Below are 25,059 nucleotides of genomic sequence, written 5' to 3' on the forward strand. Positions count from 1 at the left end.
GCCCCCTCGATCACAGTCGCTTGACTCCCTTGATACGGCCGGCCCGTGCCACCTTGGCCCGGGTGGCCTTCACCCGCAGTCCGCCGCGCTGTTTGCCGATGCGCAGGCCGGTGCCGGAGCTGGTCCAGCGCGCGGCGATATCACCGCCCCCACCGCCGCCCTTGCTCTCGCCGAGCGGATCGTTCTCCGAGCGTCTGGCCAGGGCCATGATCAGCGGCACGGTGAACGGCGCGAGCAGCAGGTCGTAGACGGCGGCGGTGAACAGCAGGCTGCCGAGGCCCACATGGCGGGCCGCGGTGTCGCCGACGAGGGCGCCCACGCCCGCGTACAGCAGTGTCGAACCGATGGCGGCGGCGACGACCGCGATCATCGGTGCGGTGGCGGACCTGAGCTGGCCGTTGTCGGGGCGCACCAGGCCTGCGAGGTAGCCGATCACGCAGAGCACGAGCGCGTAGCGTCCGGCGGCGTGGTCGGCGGGCGGGACGAGGTCGGCGAGCAGTCCGGCGCCGAAGCCGATGAACGCGCCTGCCACGTGCCCGTACACGAAGGCGAGTCCGAGAACGACGAGCAGCAGCAGATCGGGGACGGCGCCGGGGAGCTGGAGGCGGGCGAGGACGGAGACCTGGATGACGAGGGCGACCACGACGAGTGTCGTGGAGAGCAGCATCCGGTTGAAACGCATGACGGATCAGCTCCTACTACTCGACATCGTTCTGGCCGTCGGCGTTCGCCGGGTCCTGCCCCTTGCCGTCGGCTCTGGCGCCGACGTCGCCCTGGGCCTGCTGACCTTCACCCTCGCCGTTCGGTGACGGGGTGACCGTCACCGTGACGGTCGGGGTGGGCTTGGGCGCGGCGGGCTTGGGCGGCAGGACCGTGTCACGCGGATCGGATCTGGGCGCCTGGACGACGACGCCGACGATGTCGAGCTGGGTGAAGCCGACGAAGGGGCGGACGTAGATGTTCCTGGTGAGGTCGCCGCCGGAGGGGTCGACGCGGACGACCTCGCCGACCGGGACACCGGGCACGAAGGGCTTGTCGCCCTGCGAGCCGAAGGTGACGAGCCGGTCGCCGTTCTTCACCTTGGCCTTGCCGTTGAGCAGCTGGACGGAGAGCGGCCGGTCGCCCTGGCCGGTGGCGAAGCCGAGTTCGTTCGTCTTCTCCATCCGGGTGCCGACCGTGAAGTCCGGGTCGTTGGCGAGGAGTACGGTCGAGGTGTTCGGCCCGACGGTGGTGACCCGGCCGACGAGTCCGTCGCCGTTGAGGACGGTCATATCGCGCCTGATGCCGTCGCCCGAGCCGACATCGATGGTCACCGTCCAGGAGAAGCCCTGGGCCGCTCCTATGGCGATGACCTCCGCGCCCTTGATGCCGTACTGGCCGGCGCCTGCCTTCTTGAGCATGGTGTCGAGTTCGCGCACCCGGCTGCGGTTTCGGTCGTCGCTGCCGAGCCTCTGCTTCAGCGCGGCGTTCTCCTGCTCCAGTTTGCCGATGCGGTCATGACGCTCGCCGGAGTCGCGAACGGCCCCGATGACGTTGCCGATCGGGTCGACCGCACTCGCGACGCCCTTCTCGACGGGTCCGAAGACCGTGGCGGCGGCCTGCCGGGCGCCGTCGACCGGCGACTCCTCGCCTCCGCGGATGTCCACCGTGATCAAAGCGAACGCGATGGCGATCAGCAGCACCAGGAGCAGCCGGCTCTCTCGTGTGTCCCTCACGTGCGGCGGCCGTGCCTTCCTCGTAGGAATGTGGATGTCTGTATATCAACGATCCGCCGTACGGGTTGGCAGGCCCCCGGACGGCGGATTCGTGAGTCTCCGCGGCGAGATACGACCTAGCGGCGGGGCTGGGCGTCCAGCACCTGCTGGAGCGCCTCGAACTCCTCGACACACTTGCCGGCTCCGAGGGCCACGGAGTCCAGCGGATCCTCGGCGATATGGATCGGCATCCCGGTCTCGCGGCGCAGCCGCTCGTCGAGGCCGCGCAGCAGCGCGCCACCGCCGGTGAGGACGATGCCCCGGTCCATGACATCGCCGGAGAGCTCGGGCGGGCACTTGTCGAGGGTGGTCTTCACGGCGTCGACGATCGCGTTGACCGGTTCCTCGATCGCCTTGCGGACCTCGGCATCGGAGATCACCACGGTCTTCGGCAGACCGGAGACGAGGTCACGACCGCGGATCTCGGTGTGCTCGTCCTTGCCCATGTCGAACGCCGAGCCGATGGTGATCTTGATGTTCTCGGCGGTCCGCTCGCCGAGCAGGAGCGAGTACTCCTTCTTGATGTGCTGGATGATCGCGTTGTCCAGCTCGTCGCCGGCGACGCGGATGGACTGTGCTGTGACGATTCCGCCGAGTGAGATGACGGCGACCTCGGTGGTCCCGCCACCGATGTCGACGACCATGTTGCCGGTGGCTTCATGAACCGGGAGTCCGGAGCCGATGGCCGCGGCCATGGGCTCCTCGATGATGTGCACCTGCCGGGCGCCCGCCTGCGTCGATGCCTCGATGACCGCGCGGCGCTCAACACCCGTGATGCCGGAGGGCACACAGACGACGACGCGCGGACGGGCGAGGTACCGGCGCTTGTGGATCTTCAGGATGAAGTAGCGGAGCATCCGTTCGGTGATTTCGAAGTCGGCGATGACGCCGTCCTTCAGCGGCCGGACGGCAACGATGTTGCCCGGTGTCCGGCCGATCATCTTCTTCGCCTCGGCGCCGACCGCCAGGATGCCGCCCGTGTTGGTGTTGATGGCGACGACGGACGGCTCGTTGAGGACGATCCCCCGGCCCCTGACGTACACCAGCGTGTTGGCGGTCCCGAGGTCGACAGCCATGTCACGGCCGATGAACGACATGTTGTTCCCCATGAGGATGCGTCTGGCCTTCCCAAATCGAGCGTTGATGGCTTTTCAGGATGGCGAGGTGGGTGCGCTGTGGCGTGGAGGTTTCCATCGTAGTGCCGCCTGCACGGACACCGCGCGGTGGTCCACCTCTCTATTAGGTGACGAGGTGTCGGACCGATGCGTTCCCGCAATGCTCGTCCATATGCCTGGGGGCGACCGAAATTACTTCGGTCGCCCCAGGTCATGAGCGCTGTATGGCTGACGCCCAATCAGGAACTCGCTGCCCTCATGGCTGCGTGGCCCGGGCGCCTGGGCCGCCGGGAGTGGCGAGGCCTACTTCTGGTGGTCCGCGAGGCCGGGGAAGAAAATCTTGAGTTCCCGAATGGCGGACTCCTCGGAGTCCGAGGCGTGGATCAGGTTTTCCCGGACGATCGTGCCGAAGTCACCGCGAATGGAGCCGGGCGCGGCGGCGATGGGGTCGGTCGGGCCCGACAGCTGGCGCAGGCCTTCGATGACCCGCTCGCCGTCGACGACCAGCGCGACGACCGGACCGGAGGACATGAACTCGACCAGCGGCTCGTAGAAGGGCTTGCCCTTGTGCTCGCCGTAGTGCTGCTCAAGGATTTCCCGGTCGAGGGAGCGCAGCTCCAGCGCGCCGATGGTCCAGCCGGCCTTGGCCTCGATACGGCCGATGATCTCGCCGATCAGGCCGCGGCGTACGGCGTCGGGCTTGAGCAGGACGAGCGTGCGCTGGCTCACGGTACGGGCTCCTTCATGTGCGGATTCAAGAGTTCAGAGGCTACAGGGCCAAAGGGGTTACCGATTACGCAGCGTCAGGTCCGGGGGCCGACGCCAGGGCCGTCCGCCGAAGGCCCCCGGGCATCCCCCACCGGACAGCAGCAGACAACGCCCCGGCACGCCCAGCAGGACCGGGCACTAGGCCCAGGAGGCCTTGGCCTCGTCGATCTTGCGGCCGTAGTGGACCGAGGCCCACCACAGGGCCGCGAAGACCGCGCCCAGGAAGAACATCGTCGGCACCACGAAGCCGCTCGCGATCAGCGCGATCTGCAGCGCCCAGCCGAGCTGCACTCCGCCCGGGCGGCTGATCATCCCGCAGAGCAGCACCGAGAGCAGCATCCCGATACCGCAGACCGTCCAGACCGTCGCCATCGACAGGTCGTCGGACTTCATGGCGACCAGACCGGCGAAGCCGATCACGAAGAATTCACCGATCAGGGTGGATGCACAGAGCGTACGCATCGGTTGTCAGGCCCTTCCCAGGAGCAGCCGGGCCTCGCCGACCGTGATCACGGAGCCGGTCACCAGGACGCCCGCGCCCGCGAACTCGGACTCCTCCTCGGCAAGCGTGATCGCCGCTTCCAGCGCGTCGTCGAGACGAGCCTCGACGACCACCCGCTCGTCGCCGAAGACCTCCACGGCGACCGCCGCCAACTCGTCGACGTCCATCGACCGATGGCTCGAGTTCTGTGTGACGACGACCTCGGCGAAGATCGGCTCGAACGCCTCGAGAAGTCCCCGGACGTCCTTGTCCCCGCTCGCGCCGACCACACCGATCAGACGCGAGAAGCCGAAGGCCTCGCTGATGCCCTCGGCGCTCGCCCGGGCACCGGACGGGTTGTGCGCGGCATCCAGGACGACCGTCGGGCTGCGGCGCACGACCTCGAGGCGGCCGGGCGAGGCCACCGAGGCGAACGCCTTGCGAATGGTGTCCATGTCCAGCGTGCGGGACTGCTCGGCACCGACGCCGAAGAACGCCTCGACCGCGGCGAGCGCCACCGCGGCGTTGTGCGCCTGGTGCGCCCCGTACAGCGGGAGGAAGATCTCCTCGTACTCACCGCCGAGCCCGCGCAGCGTCACCTGCTGACCGCCTACCGCGACTTCGCGGGCGACCACACCGAACTCCATGCCCTCGCGGGCAACCGTGGCGTCGACCTCGACGGCCTTCTTCAGCATCACCTGCGCGGCGTCGACCGGCTGCTGGGCGAGGATCACCGTCGCGCCCTGCTTGATGACACCGGCCTTCTCGGCGGCGATCTCGGCGTGCGTGTTGCCGAGCCGGTCGGTGTGGTCCAGGTCTATGGGGGTGACGACGGCGACGGACCCGTCGATGACGTTCGTCGCGTCCCAGCTGCCGCCCATGCCGACCTCGACGACCGCGACGTCAACGGGCGCGTCGGCGAAGGCGGCGTAGGCCATGCCGGTCAGCACCTCGAAGAAGGAGAGCCGGTACTCCTGCGCGGAGTCGACCATCTCGATGTACGGCTTGATGTCGTTGTACGTCTCGATGAAGCGCTCGGCCTCGATCGGGGCGCCGTCCAGGCTGATCCGCTCGGTGATCGACTGGACGTGCGGCGAGGTGTAGCGGCCGGTGCGCAGGTCGAAGGCGGCAAGCAGGGCCTCGATCATGCGGGCCGTGGAGGTCTTGCCGTTCGTACCGGTGATGTGGATCGAGGGGTACGCGTGCTGGGGCTCGCCCAGCACATCCATCAGCGCCGCGATCCTGGCGACCGAGGGCTCCAGCTTGGTCTCGCCCCAGCGCCCGGCGAGCTCCTGCTCCACCGCGCGCAGCGCCTTGTCCACCTCCGGGTCTGCGGGCCGGGCGGGCACGGGGTCACCCTGGGGCGAGCCGGCCTGCGCGCGCAGGGTACGGCTGCCGGCCTCGATCACCGCCAGGTCGGGGTCACGGTTGGTCTCGGCGTCGACGATCTCTTCGAATGGGTCCGGCTGCTCACTCACAGGGCCAGTCTACGGAGGAGGAGTGACACGACGTTCCCGCCCTGTTCCCCACACCGCCGGTCACGCCGCTGCTACGCCCGGGGACCGGGGCAACGCGAGAGGCCCCGGGGAAATCCCGGGGCCTCTCGTACGTATCCCGCGTGCCGCTACGCCTGCGGCAGGCTGTTCAGCTGCGCGGTGATCCGGGCGATGTCCTCCTCGGCCTTGGCCAGGCGCGTACGGATCTTGTCGACCACGTTGTCCGGTGCCTTGGCGAGGAACGCCTCGTTGCCGAGCTTCGCCTGTGCCTGCGCCTTCTCCTTCTCGGCCGCGGCCAGGTCCTTCGCCAGCCGCTTGCGCTCCGCGCCCACATCGATCGTGCCGGACAGGTCCAGCGCGACCGTGGCCCCCGCGACCGGAAGGGTCGCCGTGGCGCTGAAGCCCTCGCCCTCCGGCTGCAGCCGCAGCAGCTGCCGGATCGCGGCCTCGTGCGGCGCCAGCGCGGTGCCGTCGAGGGTGAGCCGCGCCGGGACCTTCTGACCGGGCTGCAGGCCCTGGTCGGAACGGAACCGGCGGACCTCGGTGACGACCCGCTGGACCAGCTCGATCTCCCGCTCGGCCGCCTCGTCCCGGAAGCCGCTGTCGCCGGGCCAGTCGGCGATGACGACGGACTCCTTGCCGGTGAGCGTGGTCCACAGCGTCTCGGTGACGAAGGGGACGATCGGGTGCAGCAGCCGCAGCGTGACGTCGAGGACCTCGCCGAGCACACGGCCGGAGACACGCGCCTGCTCGCCGCCCGCGAAGTACGTGGTCTTGGACAGCTCGACGTACCAGTCGAAGACCTCGTCCCACGCGAAGTGGTAGAGGGCGTCGGACAGTTTGGAGAACTGGTAGTCCTCGTAGTACGCGTCGACCTCGGCCACGGTCGCGTTGAGCCGGGAGAGGATCCACCGGTCGGCCGCCGACAGCTGCTCGGTGGGCGGCAGTTCGCCTTCCACCGTCGCGCCGTTCATCAGGGCGAATCGGGTCGCGTTCCAGATCTTGTTGGCGAAGTTGCGGGAGGCCTGGACCCAGTCCTCGCCGATCGGGACGTCCACCCCCGGGTTGGCACCACGGGCCAGCGTGAACCGAACGGCGTCGGAGCCGTAAGTGTCCATCCAGTCCAGCGGGTTGACCGCGTTGCCGAAGGACTTCGACATCTTCTTGCCGAACTGGTCGCGGACCATGCCGTGCAGGGCGATGGTGTGGAACGGCGGGGTGCCGTCCATCGCGTACAGGCCGAACATCATCATCCGGGCGACCCAGAAGAAGAGGATGTCGTACCCGGTGACCATGACGGAGTTCGGATAGAACTTCTCGAGGCTCTCGGTCTGTTCGGGCCAGCCGAGGGTGGAGAAGGGCCACAGGCCGGAGGAGAACCAGGTGTCCAGGACGTCCGTGTCCTGGGTCCAGCCCTCGCCCGTCGGCGGCTGCTCGTCCGGTCCGACGCAGACGACCTCACCGTTCGGCCCGTACCAGACGGGGATGCGGTGGCCCCACCACAGCTGGCGCGAGATGCACCAGTCGTGCAGGTTGTCGACCCAGCCGAAGTACCGGGACTCCATCTCCTTCGGGTGGATGGTGACCCGGCCGTCGCGGACCGCGTCGCCCGCGGCCTGGGCGAGCGGGCCGACCTTGACCCACCACTGCATGGACAGCCGCGGCTCGATCGTCGTCTTGCAGCGCGAGCAGTGGCCGACGGAGTGGGTGTACGGGCGCTTCTCGGCCACGATCCGGCCCTCTGCGCGCAGCGCGCCGACGATCGCGGAACGGGCCTCGAGCCGGTCCAGCCCCTGGAACGGGCCGTGCACGGTGATGACCGCGTGCTCGTCCATGATCGCGAGGTTCGGCAGGCCGTGCCGCTGGCCGATCTCGAAGTCGTTCGGGTCGTGGGCGGGCGTCACCTTGACGGCGCCCGTGCCGAATTCGGGGTCGACGTGCGTGTCGGCCACGACGGGGATCCGGCGGCCGGTGAGCGGCAGCTCGATCTCCGTGCCGACGAGGTGGGCGTAGCGCTCGTCCTCGGGGTGGACCGCGACCGCGGTGTCACCGAGCATCGTCTCGGCGCGGGTCGTGGCGACGACGATGGACGCGTCGCCCTCGCCGTAGCGGATCGAGACCAGCTCGCCCTCGTCGTCCTGGTACTCCACCTCGATGTCCGAAATGGCCGTCAGACAGCGCGGGCACCAGTTGATGATCCGCTCGGCGCGGTAGATCAGCTCGTCGTCGTAGAGCTTCTTGAAGATCGTCTGGACAGCCTGGGAGAGGCCCTCGTCCATGGTGAAGCGCTCGCGGCTCCAGTCCACGCCGTCGCCGAGGCGGCGCATCTGGCCGGAGATCTGTCCGCCGGATTCCGCCTTCCACTGCCAGACGCGCTCGACGAACGCCTCGCGGCCGAGGTCGTGGCGCGACTTGCCTTCCTTCGCCAACTCGCGCTCGACGACGTTCTGGGTGGCGATACCGGCGTGGTCCATGCCGGGCTGCCACAGCGTCTCGTACCCCTGCATCCGCTTGCGGCGGGTGAGGGCGTCGATCAGCGTGTGCTCGAAGGCGTGGCCCAGGTGCAGGGAGCCCGTGACGTTCGGCGGCGGGATGACGATGGTGTACGGCGGCTTCTCGCTCTTGGGGTCCGCCGCGAAGTAACCGCGCTCTACCCAGCGCTCGTACAGCTTCCCCTCTACCTCGGCCGGCGCGTACTGGGTCGGCAGTTCGGGGTTACTGGCTGGCTGCTGCTGAGCGTTCTCGGTCACGGGCTCAGTTTAGAGGTGTCACAGGGCCGTACTGAAACTGGAATGTTCGGTAACGGTGTGACCCCTGCCGCCCCATGCCGTTGGCGGTTGGGCGAGGATGTTCGGACGACATAAGTATGTGGAGGGGAACCCAGTAATGAGCTACAACCAGCCGGGCCCGTACGGCGGCCAGCCTCAGCAGCCCGGACCGTACGGTCAGCCGGGTCCCTACGGCCAGCAGCCGCCGCAGGCCCCGCAGCCCGGCTACGGCCAGCAGCCGCCGCAGGCCCCTCAGCCCGGTTACGGCTACCCGCCGCAGGCCCCTCAGCCCGGTTACGGCTACCCGCAGCAGGCTCCGCCGGGCGTTCCGCCGCAGCAGGGCCAGTGGGGCCAGCCCCAGCAGCCGGGCCCGTACGGCCAGCAGCCGTACGGCGGCGGCCAGGTGCCGCCTCCGCCGGCCGCGCCGAAGAAGAAGACGGGCCTGATCGTGGTGGCGTCGGTGGTGGCGCTCGCGGTGATCGGCGGCGGCGCGTATCTGCTGCTCGGCGGTGGCGGCGGCAACAGCGATGTCGCCGACAGCACCAAGGGGTACAAGCTCACCCCGGCGGCGTCGGTCGACGACTACAAGAAGGACAAGGACACCCCCAGCTCTCTCTCCGACAAGGAGAAGAAGAAGGCGGAAGCGCTCGGGGTCAAGAACCCGGCGCAGGCCGGCGCGCAGTACAAGTCGGCAGGCGCCAGCTCCCCCCTGGAGGGGAAAATCGTCAACCTCACCGGGCTGTGGGGCGAGATCGCCGACCCGGAGAAGGCAGTCGACGGCTACTTCGCGAGCATCAAGGAGGGCGACGAGAAGGACGGGGACGTCTCGGTCGAACTCGTCGGCAGCCCCACCTCGGTCACGCCTTCCGGTTTCGAGGGCGCTCTGATGAAGTGCCAGAACGCCAAGCTCAAGGCGGTGGGTGACGCGGCCTCCTCGTCGGCCAAGGGCCCGAAGGAGTTCGAGATCCCGATCTGCGTCTGGGCCGACTACAGCACCGTCGCCGCCGTGAACGCCCTCGACGCGGCGCAGATGCTGGGCACAGGCGGCAAGCCCGTACCGCAGGACCAGGTCGCCGAACTCGCGGCCAAGCTGTACAAGACCTCGCGCACCAAGGTCTGATCTTTCAGCTCAACACGAAGGGGCGCCCGGCCGGTTCAGCCGGCCGGGCGCCCCTTCGGCGTAAGTACCTGACCGCTACGCGGACTTCTCGTGGCGGCCGTCGTTCTTCACGATCCGCGGCACCAGCGTCGGGTTCACGTTGTTGTGCACGACGTCCGCCGTGATGACGACCCGGGCCACGTCCTTGCGGGACGGCACCTCGTACATCACCGACATCAGGACCTCTTCCATGATGGCCCGCAGACCACGCGCGCCCGTCTGGCGCAGGATCGCCTGGTCCGCGATGGCCTCGAGTGCCCCGCGCTCGAAGTCCAGCTCCACGCCGTCCAGTTCGAAGAGCCGCTGGTACTGCTTCACCAGCGCGTTCCGCGGCTCCACCAGGATCTGGAGCAGCGCCTCGCGGTCCAAATTGTGGACCGAGGTCAGTACCGGGAGGCGGCCGATGAACTCCGGGATCATCCCGAACTTCACCAGGTCCTCCGGCATGACCTCCTGGAACTGGTCGCTCGCCTCGATCTCGCGCTTCGAGCGGATCGTCGCGCCGAAGCCGATGCCCTTCGCGCCCGCACGCGACTCGATGATCTTCTCCAGGCCGGCGAAGGCGCCGCCCACGATGAAGAGCACGTTCGTCGTGTCGATCTGGATGAACTCCTGGTGCGGATGCTTCCGGCCGCCCTGCGGCGGGACGGAGGCCGTCGTGCCTTCCAGGATCTTCAGCAGTGCCTGCTGGACGCCTTCGCCCGACACATCCCGGGTGATCGACGGGTTTTCGCTCTTGCGGGCGACCTTGTCGATCTCGTCGATGTAGATGATCCCGGTCTCGGCCTTCTTGACGTCGTAGTCGGCCGCCTGGATCAGCTTCAGCAGGATGTTCTCGACGTCCTCGCCGACGTAGCCGGCTTCCGTCAGCGCCGTCGCGTCGGCGATGGCGAACGGGACGTTCAGCATGCGCGCGAGCGTCTGGGCCAGCAGCGTCTTGCCGGAGCCCGTGGGGCCCAGCAGGAGGATGTTGGACTTGGCCAGTTCGATCGCGTCGTCCCGGCCCGCGCCACCGCCGTTCTCGCCGGCCTGAACGCGCTTGTAGTGGTTGTAGACCGCTACCGAGAGGGCCTTCTTCGCGGGCTCCTGCCCGACGACGTACCCCTCGAGGAACTCGTAGATCTCGCGCGGCTTGGGAAGTTCCTCCCACCGCACTTCGGAGGTCTCTGCGAGTTCCTCCTCGATGATCTCGTTGCAGAGATCGATGCACTCGTCGCAGATGTACACACCGGGGCCTGCGATGAGCTTCTTCACCTGCTTCTGGCTCTTTCCGCAGAACGAGCACTTGAGCAGGTCGCCGCCATCACCGATGCGTGCCACGAGGTGCTTCCCCTTCGCCTGGGAGCAGCTTGGTTCAGCCGACTCCTGGTGCCTCATATCCGACGGTACCTTGCCTGGCCCCCCGTTCGGGCCCCCCTTGGCGCGGTTCACATTCTCGTGCACCGCGCCAAGGGCGCCGGAGCGGTCAGGCGGCCGCTGCGGCCGTGCTCTTGCGGGTCGAGACGATCTGGTCGACGAGGCCGTACGCAAGCGCGTCCTCGGCGGTCAGGATCTTGTCGCGCTCGATGTCGTCGCGGATCTTCTCGATCGGCGTCGTCGAGTGCTTGGCCAGCATCTCCTCGAGCTGCGTCCGCATCCGCAGGATCTCGTTGGCCGCGATCTCCAGGTCGGAGAGCTGCTCGCGGCCGGTCTGCGAGGACGGCTGGTGGATCAGCACGCGCGCGTTCGGCAGGGCCATCCGCTTGCCGGGGGTACCGGCGGCGAGCAGCACGGCCGCGGCGGATGCCGCCTGGCCCATGCAGACCGTCTGGATGTCCGGCTTGACGAACTGCATCGTGTCGTAGATGGCGGTCAGCGCGGTGAAGGAGCCACCTGGGCTGTTGATGTAGATCGAGATGTCGCGGTCCGGGTCCATCGACTCCAGGCACAGCAGCTGCGCCATGACGTCGTTGGCGGAGGCGTCGTCGATCTGCACGCCGAGGAAGATCACGCGCTCCTCGAAGAGCTTGGCATACGGGTCGTACTCACGCACGCCCTGCGAGGTGCGCTCCACGAAGCGCGGGACGACGTAGCGGTTGTCCACCTGCGGGCCGGTGTAGAGGCCGCTGGCGGAGGCGGCGGAGAAGTTGGTCATGTCGGTGTTCACCATCCTGGTGGCGTTCTGGGGGCTCGGGAGACTGGGGGGCCGGCTGCCTGGCGCGAAGGCTCAGGCGCCGGTGCCGCCGCCACCCGGAACGCCCGATGCGGAGGCCATGATCTCGTCGATGAGGCCGTACTCCCTGGCCTCTTCAGCGGTGTACCAGCGGTCGCGGTCACCGTCGCGGATGATCGTCTCGACGGTCTGACCGGAGTGGAGTGCGGTGATCTCCGCCATGCGCTTCTTCGTGCGGAGCAGGTACTCGGCCTGGATCTTGATGTCGGAGGCGGTGCCGCCGAGGCCGGCCGATCCCTGGTGCATGAGGATGTCGGTGTTGGGGAGCGCGAAGCGCTTGCCCGCGGCGCCGCCGGTCAGCAGGAACTGGCCCATCGAGGCCGCCATGCCCATACCGATCGTGACGACGTCGTTCGGGATGTACTGCATGGTGTCGTAGATCGCCATGCCTGCCGTCACCGAGCCGCCGGGGCTGTTGATGTAGAGGTAGATGTCCTTGTCCGGTTCGGCGGCAAGGAGCAGCATCTGCGCCGTGATCTTGTTGGCGATGTCGTCGTCGACCTGCTGGCCGAGGAAGATGATGCGCTCACCGAGCAGCCGGTTGTAGACATGGTCGCCGAGGCCACCACCGATGGACGGCTCACCCGCGGCGTTAGGCATCAGATTCGTCACGTATCCACCTGCTCGTCTCTGACGGCTCCGGCCGTCTCAGCGTCTTCGTACTGGGGGCGGGGACTCCCCTGCCCTCGTATTCATGGACCCTAACGCGCTGGTAGGCGGGCGCCATCCCGCTTCCCGAACTGTTCGCTCGGAGCGCAAGGTACTTGGGGTCCGTGTGTACGACAGCGGGCCCCGGGCGCATGCTGCGTCCGGGGCCCGGCGTAGGGCTCTGAGCGAGGCTCAGGCCTCGGTCTTCTCCGGGGCCGCGTCGCCTTCGTCGTCACCGTCGACGACGGCCTCGGCGGCGGTCTCGGTCTCGTCCTCGTCGTCCTCGAGGTCGACGACCTCACCGTTGGTGTCGACGACCTTGGCGGCCTCGACGACCACGGCGAGCGCCTTGCCGCGGGCGACCTCGCCGACGAGCATCGGCACCTGGCCGCCTTCGACGACGGCCTGGGCGAACTGGTCGGGGCTCATGCCGGAGGAGGCAGCACGCCGCATGAGGTGCTCGGTGAGCTCCTCCTGGTTGACGTTCAGCTTCTCCTTGTTGACCAGCTCGTCGAGGATGAACTGGGTCTTGATGCCCTTGACCGCCTGCTCACTGGTCTCGGCATCGAACTCTTCCTCGGTCTTGCCCTGGATCTCCAGGTACTTGGCGAGGTCAATTCCCATCTGACCGAGCTGGTGGTGCTCGAGGTTGTGCTTGCGGGTCTTGACCTCGTCCTCGAGAAGCTTCTCGGGGATCGGCACCTCGGCCAGCTTCAGCAGCTCGTCCAGGACGCGCTCCTGGGCCTGGGTGGCCTGGTCGTACTGCTTCATGTTCTCGAGGCGCTTGCGGCTGTCCGCACGCAGCTCCTCGAGGGTGTCGAACTCGCTGGCCAGCTGCGCGAAGTCGTCGTCGAGCTCGGGGAGCTCGCGGGCGGTGACGGCGGTGACCTTGACGGTGACCTCGGCCTCCTTGCCCTCGGCGCTGCCGCCCTTGAGCTCGGAGGTGAAGGTGGCTTCGCCGTCGGCCTCGAGGCCGGTGACGGCATCGTCGATGCCGTCGAGCAGCTCGCCGGAGCCGATCGTGTACTGGACGCCACTGGCGACGCCGTCCTCGAGGACCTCGCCGTCGACCTTGGCCTCGAGGTCGATCGTCACGACGTCACCCTCGGCGGCGGCGCGCTCGACCGGGTTGGTGGAGGCGAAACGGTCGCGCAGCTCCTCGACGGCCTTGTCGACGTCCTCGTCGCTGACCTCGACCGCGTCGACGGTGACCTCGATGCCGGAGTAGTCCGGGATCTCGATGACCGGGCGGATGTCGACCTCGGCGGTGAAGGCCAGCGTCTCGCCGTCCTTCAGCTCCGTGATGTCGACCTCGGGCTGGCCGAGCGGGTTCAGCGAGGCCTCGTTGACCGCCTCGGTGTAGAACTTCGGGAGGGCGTCGTTGACAGCCTCCTCCAGCACCGCACCACGGCCGAACCGCTGGTCGATCACTCGGGCCGGGATCTTGCCCTTACGGAAGCCCTTGACCGTGACCTGCTGGTTGATCTTCTTGTACGCCGCGTCGAGGCTGTCCTTGAGCTCCTCGAAGGGCACCTCGACAGTGAGCCGAACCCGAGTCGGGTTCAGGGTCTCCACGGCGCTCTTCACGGTTCGGTCTCCTTGGTGGATTCTGGGGTTCTGCTGCGTCCGCCGCACTGGAGGCGGCTCAGCGGATCGGCCCGGCTTCTCGTCAGACTCGCCGGCTCTTCGCCGGACTCGTCAGACACACGGGCACGCAGCTTGCATAGTAGCCGCAAGCAGGATGAGCCCCACAATGCGATCTTGAAGAGTGATCTTGAGGGTCATCGTGTTGATGGTCGGGGTGGCCGGATTCGAACCGACGACCTTCCGCTCCCAAAGCGGACGCGCTACCAAGCTGCGCCACACCCCGTCGGTGCGACACGTAGGGTACATGCCCGCAGGCAGTGCGGCTGCCGCATTCTCGGGCAGGGATTGCGGCACGCAATGGGATGTGCGGCATCGGCCCCGGACCCGCTACGATGCTCTTCGTACCGCGGCCCTCGTGACCTGCGGTGCGATGCTTGCGGGCGTAGCTCAATGGTAGAGCCCTAGTCTTCCAAACTAGCTACGCGGGTTCGATTCCCGTCGCCCGCTCTCAACGGCTCAGGGCCAGGCCGGAGGTTCATCCTCCAGCCTGGCCCTGATGCGTTGCCGATCTTCGTTCGGGCCTACGTGCCCGTTGCGTGCCCGTTCGGCTCGGGATCCGGCTTCCGTGCCACCAGTTGTCCGGCCGCAGCTTGCCGGCCGCCGGCGCCACGGGCGCAGACCTCCGAACGCGCTTCCTAGCCCACGTAGTCCCAGTGCTGCTCGTCCGAACCGAGGCAGTTGTAGATGACCACCTTGGTGCCGTTCGAGGTGCCGCCGCCGCCCGCCGTCGACATGCACCTACCGGCCTTCTCGTTGTACCACTGGTGACCAGCCGAGTAGTCCCACGCCTGCTCGGAGCGACCGTTGCAGGTCCACAGGATGACCTCGGTTCCGTTGGCGGTACTCCCGCCGCCCGCCAGCGACAGGCACTTGCCGCTCTTGAGATTGCGGATTTCGCCGGAAGGTGTGGCGTGGAACCAGTACTGCTCGTGCCCCGTGCCGCAGTCCCAGATGATGGCACTCGTCCCGTTGGCCGTACCACCGCCGCCTTCCAGAGAGAGGCATCGTCCGCTCTTGTAGTTCACCAGCCTCGAGTAGATATCGGTCGCGCTCGCAGAGGGTGAACCCACCGCCAGGGCCGCGACCGCCAGGGCACCCGTCGCCACTGCCGCCCAGGATTTCTTGCGCACGTGAGGGAACCTTCCGTCCTGCGAGACGGCTGCCGCCTCGCTGCCTCCTTGGCCGCCCCCACTCACAGATCCACGGGGGCCGACATGGCGATCTTGACTCGCCGAACAGTTGCCCGAACATGGCTCTTCCGGTCATTCGGCACTGAATGCCGGGCCAACACCAGGTGAAGCCGGCCTTTCCTGAATGGTCCCGGGAAGTGGCCAACTGCCCTGTTCGTCCCCGGCCGAGCGGAAGATCCGCGATTGGTGATCGCCCCGGTGCGACAGGAAGCGATGGCGGAAAAAGGTTCATCCGCACGCTCTCGAAGGCCTCGGGCCCGGCTCGGTTGTTCTCCAACCGAGCCGGGCCCGAGGCGTTTCACAGACTTCTGAGACGTTGTCAGCGCGGGAGCAGCCGCCTGCCCAGGTCAGAAGTTGATCTGGTTGATCGTGTCGGCTATCGAGTCGAGGAATCTATTGATCGACGGCGCCATGCCCGTCGAGGCGAGGAAGAACCCGAACAGCACCGCGACGATGGCGGGTCCGGCCTTGATGGAGCCGCCGCGGATCAGCACCACGAGGATGATCGCCAACAGCAGCACCACAGACAGTGAAATGGCCACAACTGATCACACCCTCGGTCGGTCCGCCTTGCCGGCCTGGGAGCGTACGGCCCAGCACACCCCCGCCATGACCATGTTGCCACCAAGAGCCCCATACATGCGGCCCGCTGACGAATCATCGACGACGGGATCACGCCAACTGTGCGCCTGCGCACGCCTCCGGCGAAGGGACGACTCGGCCGGAGGGGTGAAATACGGGACGGAATTCGGCCTGATCGTTTCCATGCCCGCACATGTCGGTCACAGGAAATTCAGAGTCGGATGGTGAGGAAATTCACCTCATCGCAAGACCGTGCCGATATGCCCTGTTTAAGGGGGATTAATTGGGGCATACGGCGCGGTTGGCGCCTGTATCAGATATGAATGGGAGACAGTCGGAGAGGGTTTTACTAAATCGAATAGACGGCGCTAGGGTGCCTCAGATGTTCCACGCTCCGCATGGATATCAGAGGGCCCCGCTCCCCACGGGCCGGGAGTCGGAGCCCGTCCCTACGACGCAACAGGCCCGCACACAGGTTCCTGACGCGCCTGCCGAGAAGGCCGCCGAGAAGTCCACCAGGCGAGACGCATACTTCGACAACGCGAAGTATCTGGCCATCGTGCTCGTGGCAATGGCGCACGCATGGGAGCCGGTGATGGACGGCAGCCGCGCCTCCCGGGCGCTGTACCTGCTCGTCTACACCTTCCATATGCCGGCCTTCATCCTGATCTCCGGCTACTTCTCCAGAAGTTACACCGGCCGGCCCGACCAGGTCAGACGCCTGCTGACCGGGATCGCCGTGCCGTACGTCGTCTTCGAAGTGGTGTACTCCCTCTTCAGACGGTGGGCTCAGCACGCCCCCGACCAGCCGATCAGTCTGCTCGACCCCTTCTATCTGACCTGGTTCCTGGCCGCTCTGTTCATCTGGCGGCTGACCACGCCGCTCTGGCGGGTGATCCGGTGGCCGCTGCCGGTGGCGCTCGCGATCGCCTCGCTCGCCACGATGACGCCGAACATCGGAGCCGACCTCAACCTCCAGCGCGTGCTGCAGTTCCTGCCGTTCTTCGTGCTGGGGCTGTGTCTGAAGCCCGAGCACTTCCAGCTGGTGCGGCGGCGGGAGGTGCGGCTGCTCGCGCTGCCGCTGTTCGCGGGCGCGGGTATCTTCGCGTACTGGGCATCTCCCCGGATGAACTTCACCTGGCTCTACCGCTCCAGCAGCGCCCAGGAACTGGGTGTGTCCTGGTGGACGGGGATCGTGATGACTCTCGCGTTCTTCGGGTGCGCGGTGCTGCTGACGGCCGGGTTCCTGGCCTGGGTGCCGCGCCGCAGCACCTGGTTCACGGTGCTGGGGGCCGGCACCATCTGCGGCTATCTGCTGCACGGGCTGCTGATCAAGGCCGCCGACTACGGGCATGTCTTCGAGACGTACACCTGGCTGAGCGACCCGGGCGGCGAGATCCTGCTGACGTTCGTCGCGGCGACCGTGGTGACGCTGCTGTGCACACCGCCGGTGCGGCGGGCGGTGCGGTGGGTCACCGAGCCGGAGATGGCGTGGGCGTTCCGGCGGGACGCGGCGAAGCTCGGACCGCAACGCTGAGTCGGCCTGTTCTGCTGGGCCTGTCCTGATTTCAGGCCGTCGTCATCCGGACAGGCCCAGCAGTCCGCGCACCTTCGCGTACTTCGCGGTGAGCCGGGTCCGCGTCGCCTCGTCGAGAACCGCGAGACGCGCCGGGTCGGCGTTGTGCGCCAGATCGGCCTCCTTGACCAGGAGGGCGCCGGGAGCGGCCAGAATGCGCCTCGTGTAGTCCTCCAATTCCTCACCCTTGCGCTTGGTGAGTGCGAGGACCATGTCCTTGACCGACTGCGGCAGCGCGGCGGCCTCCAGCCACTCCCGGGACAGCGCGTCGTCCTCGACGGAGTCGTGCAGCCAGCCGGCCGCGATCTGCTCGTCACTCCCGCCCCGGGCACGAACGCCTTCCGCGACGGCGGCGAGATGCTCCGCGTACGGGCGTCCCGCCTTGTCCGTCTGGGCGGCGTGAGCCTCGCGGGCGATCGCCTCGACCTCCGGCAGCGTGAGATACGGCATGGCGACGACTGTACGGGTGCCTGTCGCGGGGCCGCCCGGACCCTGGCGAGGCCGTTGGGGACGCGCCTGGCGCCCTCAATCGCCGGACGGGCACGAATTTCCGGCACATGGGGTGATCGAGGACGAATCGGCCACCGGGCGGGCCCGGCCACCGTCCGGCTCCTTCGACTCGCACTCGAACCACACCGTCTTGCCGCCCCGCGCGAGCGGCACAACGCCCCACCGGTCGGCCACCGCCTCGACCAGCAGCAGCCCCCGCCCGCCCTCGGCGAGCCCGTCCGGGTCGCCGCCGGAGGCAGACGCCCGCGGAAGCCCCGGCGCTCCATCGGTGACCTCGATCCGTACGCCGGAGGCCTGACGCAGGACCAGCAGCGCGCACCGCCTGTCCGGCACATGCCGCACCACATTCGCGAGCAGCTCGGTGACGGCCAGCCCGACCGCGTCGCCCAGCTCCTCCAGCCGCCAGAGGTGGAGGTACGAGCGGACGATCCTGCGGAGATGACGCGCGGAGTGCTCACCCACGGTGAAGTTCATTCGGTACGTCGCGGATGGCGCGGCATCGATCTGGTGCACGATAACTCCCGGTGGGGCAGGACAAGTTGGTTTGTTCTGCCTCCAAGCCTGCGGTCGCCCGGTTACGCTCGGCTACGACCTGTGAGCAACCCTGCGTACCGTTGGGGGAAGTCGTGACGCATATCCGAGACCTCGACCCGAGCGCGTCCCCGCTCGACTACTACGGAGCGGAACTGCGGCGGCTACGGGAGGCGGCCGACCTCAACCAGAAGCAGCTGGGCTCGATCATCTACTGCACCGGCTCGCTGGTCGGCCAGATCGAGACCGCGCGCAAGGTCCCGACCAGGGAGTTCTCGGAGCGCGTGGACGCCGCGCTGGGGACGGAGGGGGCGATGTCGCGGCTGGTGGGGCTGGTGCTGAGGAGCCAACTGCCGTCGTGGTTTCAGCCGTACGCGGAGCTGGAGGCGCGGGCGACGTACATCTCCACGTACCAGGCGCAGGTGGTGTACGGGCTGTTGCAGACGGAGTCGTACGCACGGGCCGTTCTCTCGGCTCCCTCGCCGGACAACCTGGATCAGCTGGTCGCAGCCCGCATCGAGCGGCAGCGCATCATGGCGCGGGAGAATCCGCCGCTGACGTGGGTGGTACTGGACGAGGCCGCACTGCACCGGCCGATCGGCGGCCGAGAGGTCATGCGGAATCAACTTCGCCACCTGTTGGGGCTTCGCGAACAGCGCCAGGTGAATGTCCAGGTACTGCCGTTCTCGGCCGGTGAACACACCGGACTGACAGGGTCGTTCAACCTTCTGCGCTTCGGCCAGGATCCCGACCTCCTCTACACCGAAGATTTCACGTCGGGCCATGTGACCGCCAACCCCCAAGCGGTCAGGGAGGGTTCGCTCCGTTACGCTCACTTGCAGGCCGCAGCCCTCTCCATGGAGGATTCGGCGGCACTGATCAGCCGCGTGATGGAGGAGCGATATGGGCACGAGCCGGAACCTGACGAGCGCGGCGTGGCGTAAGTCGACCTACAGCGGCGACAGCGGAGGCGACTGCGTCGAGTGCGCCACCCTCGGCGACACCGCCTGGCGCAAGTCCTCGTACAGCGGCAGCAGCGGAGGCGACTGCGTCGAGGTCGCCGCCTGCCCCGCCGCCGTCGCCGTACGCGACTCCAAGGACCCCGACGGCCCCGCCTTCGCCGTCCCGGCCGCCGCATTCGCGGCCTTCGTCGCGGCCGCCGCCGACGGCGAGTTCAACAGCTAAGCAACGCCCGCCAGTTCGAGAAGCGCCCGGTCACTCCCCCGGCCTGCGATCACGGCCAGCCCCACCGGCAGTCCGGCCACCGACATCCGGGGCAGCACCAGACACGGCAGCCCCGCGCCGCTCGCCAGGCAGGTGAGGCGGAACGTGGCCTGCCGGGTGGCGGCCTTCCGTTCGGGGTCCTCGTCGATCAGGGGCGCGGGGCCGCCCGCCGCGGGGAGCAGCAGCACCGCGTCCTCCGGAAGGGCTGCCCGCAGGTCGCGTGCGGTGCGGTGGACCACCGCCTCCGCCGCTGCCCGCTCCCCGGGAGTCACCGCGGCCGCGCGGGCGAACCGGGCCTCGACGCCTGGCCCCAGCGCCCCGGGGTGCGCGCTCACCCAGGCCCCGTCGCACTCCCACACCTCCGCGCCCTGCGCCGTGGCGAAGGCCACTGCCCTCTCCCCCGGATCGCCTCCGAGAGACGGCACTTCCTCGATCCGCAGGCCCAGCCGTTCGGCCAGGTCCGCCGCTGCCTGGCCGAAGGCCTCGCGTACCCCCTCGTCGGCGAGCGCGACGAGGTCCGCCGCGACCAGAGCCGTACGGAACGGGCGTTGGCCTTCATCGCCCCCGGCCGGGAGGAGTACGTCACCCAACCGCGCCAGCGTGCCCGCGTCGCGGGCGAGCCAGGCGACGGTGTCGAAGGAGGGAGCCAGCGGCAGCATCCCGGTGGTGGGGACCAGGCCGTGGGTGGGCCGCAGGCCGTACAACCCGCAGTACGACGAGGGGACCCGGATCGATCCGGCGGTATCGCTGCCAAGCCCGGCGTCGGCCTCGCCGAGGGCGACCGCGGCGGCCGGGCCGCTGGAGGAGCCACCGGGGACGCGGCCGGGTGCCGCCGGATTGGGCGGGGTGCCGTAGTGCGCGTTCGTCCCGTTGAGGCTGTAGGCGAATTCGTCGGTCTGCGCGATGCCGGTGATGTCCGCCCCCGCGTCCAGCAGCGCGGCGACGGCCCAGGAGTGCGCGGTCTGTGGTTCCGCCTCTGCGAGCCAAGCCGGATTTCCGGCGCCCAGCCGGTGGCCCGCGACGGCGTGGACGTCCTTGACCGCAAGCCGTACGCCCTGCAATGGACCGCGGTCTGCGCCGCTGACCAGGGGGGTACCGTGCTCGCGCCAGACCGCGGTGTCTGTCGTGGCCATCTGTACTCCTCGGGACGCGGCCGTGGCGCCCAGCTTCTCCTGGACCTGTCCGTCGTAGACGGCGGCACGGCCTACGGCCGTGTCCTCAATCGCCGGACAGGCTGGTTTCTCCAGCCCGTCCGGCGATTGAGGACAAAACGCTTACGCCTCGCGGCACAGAAGCAGCAGCGCCCGGTCGTCGTTGACGTCCTTGGCGACCGCCTCGATCAGATGCCAGGCCGCGCCCTCGAAGCCGGAGGCCACATACCGGTCGGCCTCGCCGGTGAGGCGGTCGATGCCCTCGCTGATGTCGCGTCCTGACGCCTCCACCAGGCCGTCCGTGAAGAGCATCAGTACGTCGCCGGGGCGCAGGGAGCCCTTGACCGGGTCGAACTGCGCAGCGTCGTAGACACCGAGCAGCGGGCCATCGGTGTCCTTCTCCTCCCAGCGGCCGCTGCCCGCGTGCAGCTGGAGCGCAGGGAGATGCCCCGCCGACAGCAGCTCGTAGTCGCCGGAGTCCAGGTCCAGGACGAGATGGATGGAGGTCGCGAAGCCCTCGTCCCAGTCCTGGCGGAGCAGATAGCCGTTGGCCGCGGGCAGGAAGCCGTGCGGCGGCAACGAGCCGAGCAGGCCGCCGAACGCGCCGGACAGGAGCAGCGCGCGAGAGCCGGCGTCCATGCCCTTGCCCGAGACGTCGGTGAGGACGACCTCCAGGGTGCGGCCGCCGTTCGTACGGGCCGCGACCACGAAGTCGCCGGAGAAGGACTGGCCGCCCGCCGGGCGCAGCGCCATCTCGCGGTGCCAGCCTTTCGGCAGCTGCGGCAGCGCGCTCTGCACCCGGATGCGTTCGCGCAGGTCGAAGAGCATGGTGCCGCCGCGCCGCCAGGGCACGCCGACTCTCGCCCGGAACTGCGCGATCAGCAGGCCGAAGAAACCGCAGGCCGCGACTGTCAGGACGGTGCCCGGCGTGACTCTCGCCGGGCCTTCGGCGTACGGGCCGAGCACGACCGCTTCGATGATCAGGGCCGCTGCCGCCGCGGCGTACAGACCGAGCAGGCTCGCCGGGCGGAGGAGGAGGCCGCCGGCCACGATCGGCAGCACCAGCGCCGCCGGGGAGACCCAGACGGGCATCACTATCGTGCCCCAGGTGAACGCCGGGATGGTCAGCAGCAGCCCGGCCAGCGCGATCCAGTCGGAGCCGTCGCCGCGGAAGTAGTCGACTCCGGATTTGCGCAGCGCGATACGTGCCCGGTGCACCGCTTGCCGCAACCGGGCCGTGTACGAGTCTGCTGCAGAGGCACGGGCCATTGCCGTGGACCCTATCCACCCAGTCGCCTCCCGTGCAGGGGGACCCCTATGACAATGCGTTCGAAATCGGGTCGCCCAGACGACGTAGCCCTGATAGGCATGGCATATGACGACAGAGCTGCGGGTGCTGCGTCCGTCCGAATGGGACGACTGGTACGGGAAGTTGATGCTCGCCTTCGGCGGAGCCGGGGAGGCTCCGGAGGAACGCGATCTGTGGGATTCGCTCACCGAGCACGAGCGCTCGATCGGGGCCTGGGACGGCGACTACTGCGTGGGGACGGCCGGAGCGTTCTCGTTCGGGGTCTCGGTCCCGGGCGGCGCGATGGTGCCGGCCGCGGGCGTGACGATGGTGAGCGTGGCGGCGACGCACCGGCGGCGAGGTGTGCTCACCTCGATGATGCGCCGCCAGCTCGACGACGTACGCGGCTGGGGCGAGCCGCTCGCCGTACTGACGGCCTCCGAGCCGGAGATCTACGGACGGTTCGGCTACGGGATCGCGACCCAGCAGATGTCCGCGCAGATCGACACGGTCCAGGCGCGGATCAACGTCCCGGAGGGCGCCGACGCGGTTCGGCTGCGATTCGCGAAGGTCGAGGATGTCGCGCAGGAGTGCGAGGCGGTGTACGTCCGCAGCATCGGTTCACGGCCGGGCATGCTCGCCCGCAAGCCGGGCTGGGAGCGACTGCCGCTGCTCGACCCGCCCGGCGATCGTGACGGCGGCTCGGCGATGCAGTGCGTCGTCGCTGAACGGGAAGGGGAGATTGTCGGCTTCATCCGCTTCCACAACAAGGCGGAGTGGGAGCCTCGCGGCCCGAAGGGCACCATTGTGCTGCGGCACATCGAAGCGCTCGACCCCGTGACGTACGCCGTGTTGTGGCGCTTCCTCTTCGGCATCGACCTGACCGTGCAGGTGGTGGCGCGCAACCGCCCCGTGGACGACCCGCTGCTGCATCTGGTCAACGATGTGCGACGGTGCGAAATCAGGGTGCGGGACGGGCTGTTCGTACGGCTGGTGGATCTGGGGGCCGCGCTGGAGGCGCGGACGTACCAGACGCCGCTGGATGTGGTCTTCGATGTCGAGGACGCCTTCTGTCCGTGGAACACCGGGCGCTGGCGGCTGACCGGCGATCGCAAGGGCGCGTCGTGCAAGCGGACGGACGACGAGGCGGATCTTGCACTGACCGCAAGGGAGTTGGGGGCGGCGTATCTGGGCGGGGTCTCGCTGACGGCGCTGGCGGGGGCGGGGCGGGTGCGGGAGCTGCGGCAGGGGGCGCTGACCGAGGCGTCGACCGCGTTCGGCAACGACCTGGCGCCCTGGTTGCCGCACGGCTTCTAGTTCCCGAACCGGGGCTCCGCCCCGGACCCCCGCGCCTCAAACGCCGGCGAGGCTGGGTTTCGGGGGTTCGGCTCCCGGGCCCCCGCGCCTCAAACGCCGGCGAGGCTCCTGTTGTTGCTCCGCCCCAAGCCCCGCTCCTCAAACGCCGGAGGGGCTGGGATGTCCGCCGGAGGGGCTGGAATTCCCGTCGGCGGAGAAACCCAGCCCGTCCGGCGATTGAGGACACGCGCCGAAGGGCGTACGGGGTCTGGGGCGGAGCCCCGGTTGAGGGAGCTATCCCCGCTGGCACCCCTCGCACCAGAAGAGATTGCGTGCGGCGAGAGATGCGGTACGGATCGCGCCGCCGCAGACATGGCAGGGCAGCTGCGCCCGGCGGTAGACGTAGACCTCGCCACCGTGGTCGTCGACGCGGGGCGGGCGGCCCATCGCCTCCGGGGTGTGCTCGGGGCGGACGGTGTCGATGCGGTTGTTCCGTACGCCCTCGCCCATCAGCTCGACGAGGTCCGTCCAGATCGCCGTCCACTCGGCTCGGCGGAGCTCCCGGCCGGCGCGGTAGGGGCCGATGCCGTGCCGGAAGAGCACTTCGGCGCGGTAGACATTGCCGACGCCCGCGATGACCTTCTGGTCCATGAGCAGCGCGGCGACGCTGGTACGGGAGCGGGAGATACGGGCCCAGGACCGGTCCGGATCCGCGTCGGGGCGCAGCGGGTCGGGGCCGAGGCGGTCGTGTATCGCCTGCTTCTCGCCGTCGGTGATGAGTGCGCAGGTGGTGGGGCCGCGCAGATCGACGTACGCGGTGGGGCCGGTCAGGCGCAGCCTGACCGTGTCGGTGGGCGGCGGCGCGGGGGCGTCGCCGAAGTTGACCTTGCCGAACAGCCCGAGGTGGACATGGACCGAGCCGAGCGGGCCGAAGCCGAGGAAGAGGTGCTTGCCGTGCGCCTCGGTGGTCTCCAGGACCTGCCCGTCGACCAGCGCCGCGCTGTCGGAGAACTTTCCCTGCGGGCTGGACGCACGCACAGACCGGCCGCCGAACCTCTCGAAGTGGTCGGCGGCCAGTCGGTGGATCGTGTGCCCCTCGGGCATCAGCCCTGCTGCGGGTGGTGCGCCGGGATCGGGGGGAGCACCCGGGTGTTCTCGTACTCCGAGAGCATGTCGATACGGCGGGTGTGACGCTCCTCACCGGAGTACGGCGTGGTGAGGAAGATCTCGACGAACTTGGTCGACTCCTCCACCGTGTGCATCCGGCCGCCTACGGCGATGACGTTCGCGTTGTTGTGCTCGCGTCCGAGGGCGGCGGTCTGCTCGCTCCAGGCGAGGGCCGCGCGCACCCCCTTGACCTTGTTCGCGGCGATCTGCTCGCCGTTGCCGGAGCCGCCGATCACGATGCCGAGGCTGTCCGGGTCCGCGACCGTCTTCTCGGCGGCACGCAGGCAGAACGGCGGGTAGTCGTCCTGGGCGTCATAGATGTGGGGACCGCAGTCGACGGGCTCGTAGCCATGGGCCGTGAGCCACTCGACGAGGTGGTTCTTGAGTTCGAAGCCGGCATGGTCGGAGCCGAGGTACACGCGCATGTTCCGAGTGTGGCACGCGCGCGACCGGGTAGCGGTCAGCGGGGTCAGGACTCACCGGACCCCGAGCCCCC

The 25,059-nt window shown here is 68.7% G+C and carries 24 protein-coding genes and 2 tRNA genes; 6 read left to right on the forward strand and 20 right to left on the reverse strand.

The window, feature by feature from the left end:
* Positions 1 to 10 precede the first annotated feature (10 nt).
* From mreD to OG966_RS13900, 7 genes are all read right to left on the reverse strand, one after another.
* Positions 11 to 682 carry a rod shape-determining protein MreD gene (gene mreD, locus OG966_RS13870; protein ID WP_326649902.1) on the reverse strand — a complete coding sequence of 224 codons (672 nt, stop codon included), beginning with the start codon at positions 680 to 682 and terminating at the stop codon, positions 11 to 13.
* A 16-nt stretch (positions 683 to 698) separates the two neighbouring features.
* Positions 699 to 1,715 (reverse strand): rod shape-determining protein MreC, encoded by a 1,017-nt coding sequence (gene mreC, locus OG966_RS13875; RefSeq protein ID WP_326649904.1) that lies wholly within the window; start codon positions 1,713 to 1,715, stop codon positions 699 to 701.
* Between the two features lie 116 nt (positions 1,716 to 1,831).
* The gene (locus tag OG966_RS13880) at positions 1,832 to 2,851 is read right to left on the reverse strand and encodes a rod shape-determining protein (protein WP_326655195.1); all 1,020 of its coding nucleotides are present in this window, start codon (positions 2,849 to 2,851) and stop codon (positions 1,832 to 1,834) included.
* Positions 2,852 to 3,172: 321 nt separating this feature from the next.
* Positions 3,173 to 3,598, reverse strand: a complete 426-nt coding sequence (gene ndk / locus OG966_RS13885) for a nucleoside-diphosphate kinase (protein WP_326649905.1) — start codon at positions 3,596 to 3,598, stop codon at positions 3,173 to 3,175.
* A 177-nt stretch (positions 3,599 to 3,775) separates the two neighbouring features.
* On the reverse strand, positions 3,776 to 4,099 hold the full coding sequence (locus OG966_RS13890) for a DUF4233 domain-containing protein (RefSeq protein ID WP_326649906.1): 324 nt from the start codon (positions 4,097 to 4,099) through the stop codon (positions 3,776 to 3,778).
* A gap of 6 nt (positions 4,100 to 4,105) precedes the next feature.
* Entirely contained in the window at positions 4,106 to 5,596 is a 1,491-nt protein-coding gene (folC, locus tag OG966_RS13895) for a bifunctional tetrahydrofolate synthase/dihydrofolate synthase (RefSeq protein ID WP_326649907.1), read from the reverse strand.
* A 146-nt stretch (positions 5,597 to 5,742) separates the two neighbouring features.
* Complete coding sequence (locus OG966_RS13900) at positions 5,743 to 8,364, reverse strand: valine--tRNA ligase (RefSeq protein ID WP_326649908.1); 2,622 nt, start codon at positions 8,362 to 8,364, stop codon at positions 5,743 to 5,745.
* A 136-nt stretch (positions 8,365 to 8,500) separates the two neighbouring features.
* Between OG966_RS13900 and OG966_RS13905 the strand changes: the two genes are divergently transcribed.
* Positions 8,501 to 9,502 carry a hypothetical protein gene (locus tag OG966_RS13905; RefSeq protein WP_326649909.1) on the forward strand — a complete coding sequence of 334 codons (1,002 nt, stop codon included), beginning with the start codon at positions 8,501 to 8,503 and terminating at the stop codon, positions 9,500 to 9,502.
* A 75-nt stretch (positions 9,503 to 9,577) separates the two neighbouring features.
* Here OG966_RS13905 and clpX read toward each other — a convergent pair whose 3' ends face one another.
* From clpX to OG966_RS13930, 5 genes are all read right to left on the reverse strand, one after another.
* A complete protein-coding gene (gene clpX, locus OG966_RS13910) occupies positions 9,578 to 10,861 on the reverse strand; it encodes an ATP-dependent Clp protease ATP-binding subunit ClpX (protein ID WP_326649910.1) in 1,284 nt (427 codons plus the stop codon).
* 145 nt (positions 10,862 to 11,006) lie between these two features.
* Positions 11,007 to 11,690, reverse strand: coding sequence for an ATP-dependent Clp protease proteolytic subunit (locus OG966_RS13915; RefSeq protein WP_326649911.1), 684 nt, complete (start codon positions 11,688 to 11,690; stop codon positions 11,007 to 11,009).
* 57 nt (positions 11,691 to 11,747) lie between these two features.
* The gene (locus tag OG966_RS13920) at positions 11,748 to 12,353 is read right to left on the reverse strand and encodes an ATP-dependent Clp protease proteolytic subunit (RefSeq protein ID WP_326655196.1); all 606 of its coding nucleotides are present in this window, start codon (positions 12,351 to 12,353) and stop codon (positions 11,748 to 11,750) included.
* Positions 12,354 to 12,593: 240 nt separating this feature from the next.
* On the reverse strand, positions 12,594 to 13,988 hold the full coding sequence (tig, locus tag OG966_RS13925; protein ID WP_326649913.1) for a trigger factor: 1,395 nt from the start codon (positions 13,986 to 13,988) through the stop codon (positions 12,594 to 12,596).
* A gap of 206 nt (positions 13,989 to 14,194) precedes the next feature.
* Positions 14,195 to 14,271: transfer RNA gene (locus OG966_RS13930), tRNA-Pro, on the reverse strand.
* A 153-nt stretch (positions 14,272 to 14,424) separates the two neighbouring features.
* Between OG966_RS13930 and OG966_RS13935 the strand changes: the two genes are divergently transcribed.
* Positions 14,425 to 14,495, forward strand: a tRNA-Gly gene (locus tag OG966_RS13935).
* A gap of 188 nt (positions 14,496 to 14,683) precedes the next feature.
* Here the strand turns inward: OG966_RS13935 and OG966_RS13940 are convergent.
* The gene (locus tag OG966_RS13940; protein ID WP_326649914.1) at positions 14,684 to 15,178 is read right to left on the reverse strand and encodes an RICIN domain-containing protein; all 495 of its coding nucleotides are present in this window, start codon (positions 15,176 to 15,178) and stop codon (positions 14,684 to 14,686) included.
* 407 nt (positions 15,179 to 15,585) lie between these two features.
* Positions 15,586 to 15,780: a hypothetical protein gene (locus OG966_RS13945; protein WP_215097656.1), complete on the reverse strand. Its 195-nt coding sequence runs from the start codon at positions 15,778 to 15,780 to the stop codon at positions 15,586 to 15,588.
* A 422-nt stretch (positions 15,781 to 16,202) separates the two neighbouring features.
* On the opposite strand from OG966_RS13945, the gene OG966_RS13950 reads away from it, so the two are divergent.
* Positions 16,203 to 17,357, forward strand: coding sequence for an acyltransferase family protein (locus OG966_RS13950; protein ID WP_326649915.1), 1,155 nt, complete (start codon positions 16,203 to 16,205; stop codon positions 17,355 to 17,357).
* 42 nt (positions 17,358 to 17,399) lie between these two features.
* Here OG966_RS13950 and OG966_RS13955 read toward each other — a convergent pair whose 3' ends face one another.
* Together OG966_RS13955 and OG966_RS13960 are read right to left on the reverse strand one after the other, a co-directional pair.
* Complete coding sequence (locus tag OG966_RS13955; protein ID WP_326649916.1) at positions 17,400 to 17,846, reverse strand: HD domain-containing protein; 447 nt, start codon at positions 17,844 to 17,846, stop codon at positions 17,400 to 17,402.
* A gap of 75 nt (positions 17,847 to 17,921) precedes the next feature.
* On the reverse strand, positions 17,922 to 18,419 hold the full coding sequence (locus OG966_RS13960) for an ATP-binding protein (protein ID WP_326649917.1): 498 nt from the start codon (positions 18,417 to 18,419) through the stop codon (positions 17,922 to 17,924).
* Positions 18,420 to 18,532: 113 nt separating this feature from the next.
* Here OG966_RS13960 and OG966_RS13965 point away from each other — a divergent pair, with 113 nt between their 5' ends.
* Both OG966_RS13965 and OG966_RS13970 read left to right on the forward strand, forming a co-directional pair.
* Entirely contained in the window at positions 18,533 to 19,381 is an 849-nt protein-coding gene (locus OG966_RS13965; protein WP_326649919.1) for a helix-turn-helix domain-containing protein, read from the forward strand.
* On the forward strand, positions 19,341 to 19,622 hold the full coding sequence (locus OG966_RS13970) for a DUF397 domain-containing protein (RefSeq protein ID WP_326649920.1): 282 nt from the start codon (positions 19,341 to 19,343) through the stop codon (positions 19,620 to 19,622). Before OG966_RS13965 ends, OG966_RS13970 begins: the two co-directional genes overlap by 41 nt.
* Here OG966_RS13970 and OG966_RS13975 read toward each other — a convergent pair.
* Both OG966_RS13975 and OG966_RS13980 read right to left on the reverse strand, forming a co-directional pair.
* On the reverse strand, positions 19,619 to 20,794 hold the full coding sequence (locus OG966_RS13975) for an amidase (RefSeq protein WP_326649922.1): 1,176 nt from the start codon (positions 20,792 to 20,794) through the stop codon (positions 19,619 to 19,621). The genes OG966_RS13970 and OG966_RS13975 overlap by 4 nt on opposite strands.
* A 141-nt stretch (positions 20,795 to 20,935) precedes the next feature.
* A complete protein-coding gene (locus OG966_RS13980; RefSeq protein ID WP_326649923.1) occupies positions 20,936 to 22,081 on the reverse strand; it encodes a PP2C family protein-serine/threonine phosphatase in 1,146 nt (381 codons plus the stop codon).
* Between the two features lie 106 nt (positions 22,082 to 22,187).
* On the opposite strand from OG966_RS13980, the gene OG966_RS13985 reads away from it, so the two are divergent.
* Positions 22,188 to 23,417 (forward strand): GNAT family N-acetyltransferase, encoded by a 1,230-nt coding sequence (locus OG966_RS13985; protein WP_326649924.1) that lies wholly within the window; start codon positions 22,188 to 22,190, stop codon positions 23,415 to 23,417.
* 273 nt (positions 23,418 to 23,690) lie between these two features.
* On the opposite strand, the gene OG966_RS13990 is transcribed toward OG966_RS13985, so the two are convergent.
* Positions 23,691 to 24,500, reverse strand: a complete 810-nt coding sequence (locus OG966_RS13990) for an Fpg/Nei family DNA glycosylase (RefSeq protein WP_326649926.1) — start codon at positions 24,498 to 24,500, stop codon at positions 23,691 to 23,693.
* The gene (locus OG966_RS13995) at positions 24,500 to 24,988 is read right to left on the reverse strand and encodes a ribose-5-phosphate isomerase (protein ID WP_326649927.1); all 489 of its coding nucleotides are present in this window, start codon (positions 24,986 to 24,988) and stop codon (positions 24,500 to 24,502) included. The genes OG966_RS13990 and OG966_RS13995 overlap by 1 nt, the downstream gene beginning before the upstream one ends.
* Positions 24,989 to 25,059: the final 71 nt, after the last annotated feature.

The organism is Streptomyces sp. NBC_01750 (assembly GCF_035918095.1).
Taxonomy (GTDB): Bacteria; Actinomycetota; Actinomycetes; order Streptomycetales; family Streptomycetaceae; genus Streptomyces.

Bases quoted from the DNA above. Each gene is read 5' to 3' on its own strand.
- mreD (WP_326649902.1), bottom strand. From the start codon at position 682: ATGCGTTTCAACCGGATGCTGCTCTCCACGACACTCGTCGTGGTCGCC.
- OG966_RS13985 (WP_326649924.1), top strand. From the start codon at position 22,188: ATGACGACAGAGCTGCGGGTGCTGCGTCCGTCCGAATGGGACGACTGG.
- OG966_RS13995 (WP_326649927.1), bottom strand. From the start codon at position 24,988: ATGCGCGTGTACCTCGGCTCCGACCATGCCGGCTTCGAACTCAAGAAC.
- OG966_RS13915 (WP_326649911.1), bottom strand. From the start codon at position 11,690: ATGGTGAACACCGACATGACCAACTTCTCCGCCGCCTCCGCCAGCGGC.
- OG966_RS13990 (WP_326649926.1), bottom strand. From the start codon at position 24,500: ATGCCCGAGGGGCACACGATCCACCGACTGGCCGCCGACCACTTCGAG.
- OG966_RS13905 (WP_326649909.1), top strand. From the start codon at position 8,501: ATGAGCTACAACCAGCCGGGCCCGTACGGCGGCCAGCCTCAGCAGCCC.
- OG966_RS13980 (WP_326649923.1), bottom strand. From the start codon at position 22,081: ATGGCCCGTGCCTCTGCAGCAGACTCGTACACGGCCCGGTTGCGGCAA.
- OG966_RS13950 (WP_326649915.1), top strand. From the start codon at position 16,203: ATGTTCCACGCTCCGCATGGATATCAGAGGGCCCCGCTCCCCACGGGC.
- OG966_RS13880 (WP_326655195.1), bottom strand. From the start codon at position 2,851: ATGTCGTTCATCGGCCGTGACATGGCTGTCGACCTCGGGACCGCCAAC.
- OG966_RS13890 (WP_326649906.1), bottom strand. From the start codon at position 4,099: ATGCGTACGCTCTGTGCATCCACCCTGATCGGTGAATTCTTCGTGATC.
- OG966_RS13970 (WP_326649920.1), top strand. From the start codon at position 19,341: ATGGGCACGAGCCGGAACCTGACGAGCGCGGCGTGGCGTAAGTCGACC.
- OG966_RS13920 (WP_326655196.1), bottom strand. From the start codon at position 12,353: ATGCCTAACGCCGCGGGTGAGCCGTCCATCGGTGGTGGCCTCGGCGAC.
- OG966_RS13955 (WP_326649916.1), bottom strand. From the start codon at position 17,846: ATGCCGTATCTCACGCTGCCGGAGGTCGAGGCGATCGCCCGCGAGGCT.
- OG966_RS13975 (WP_326649922.1), bottom strand. From the start codon at position 20,794: ATGGCCACGACAGACACCGCGGTCTGGCGCGAGCACGGTACCCCCCTG.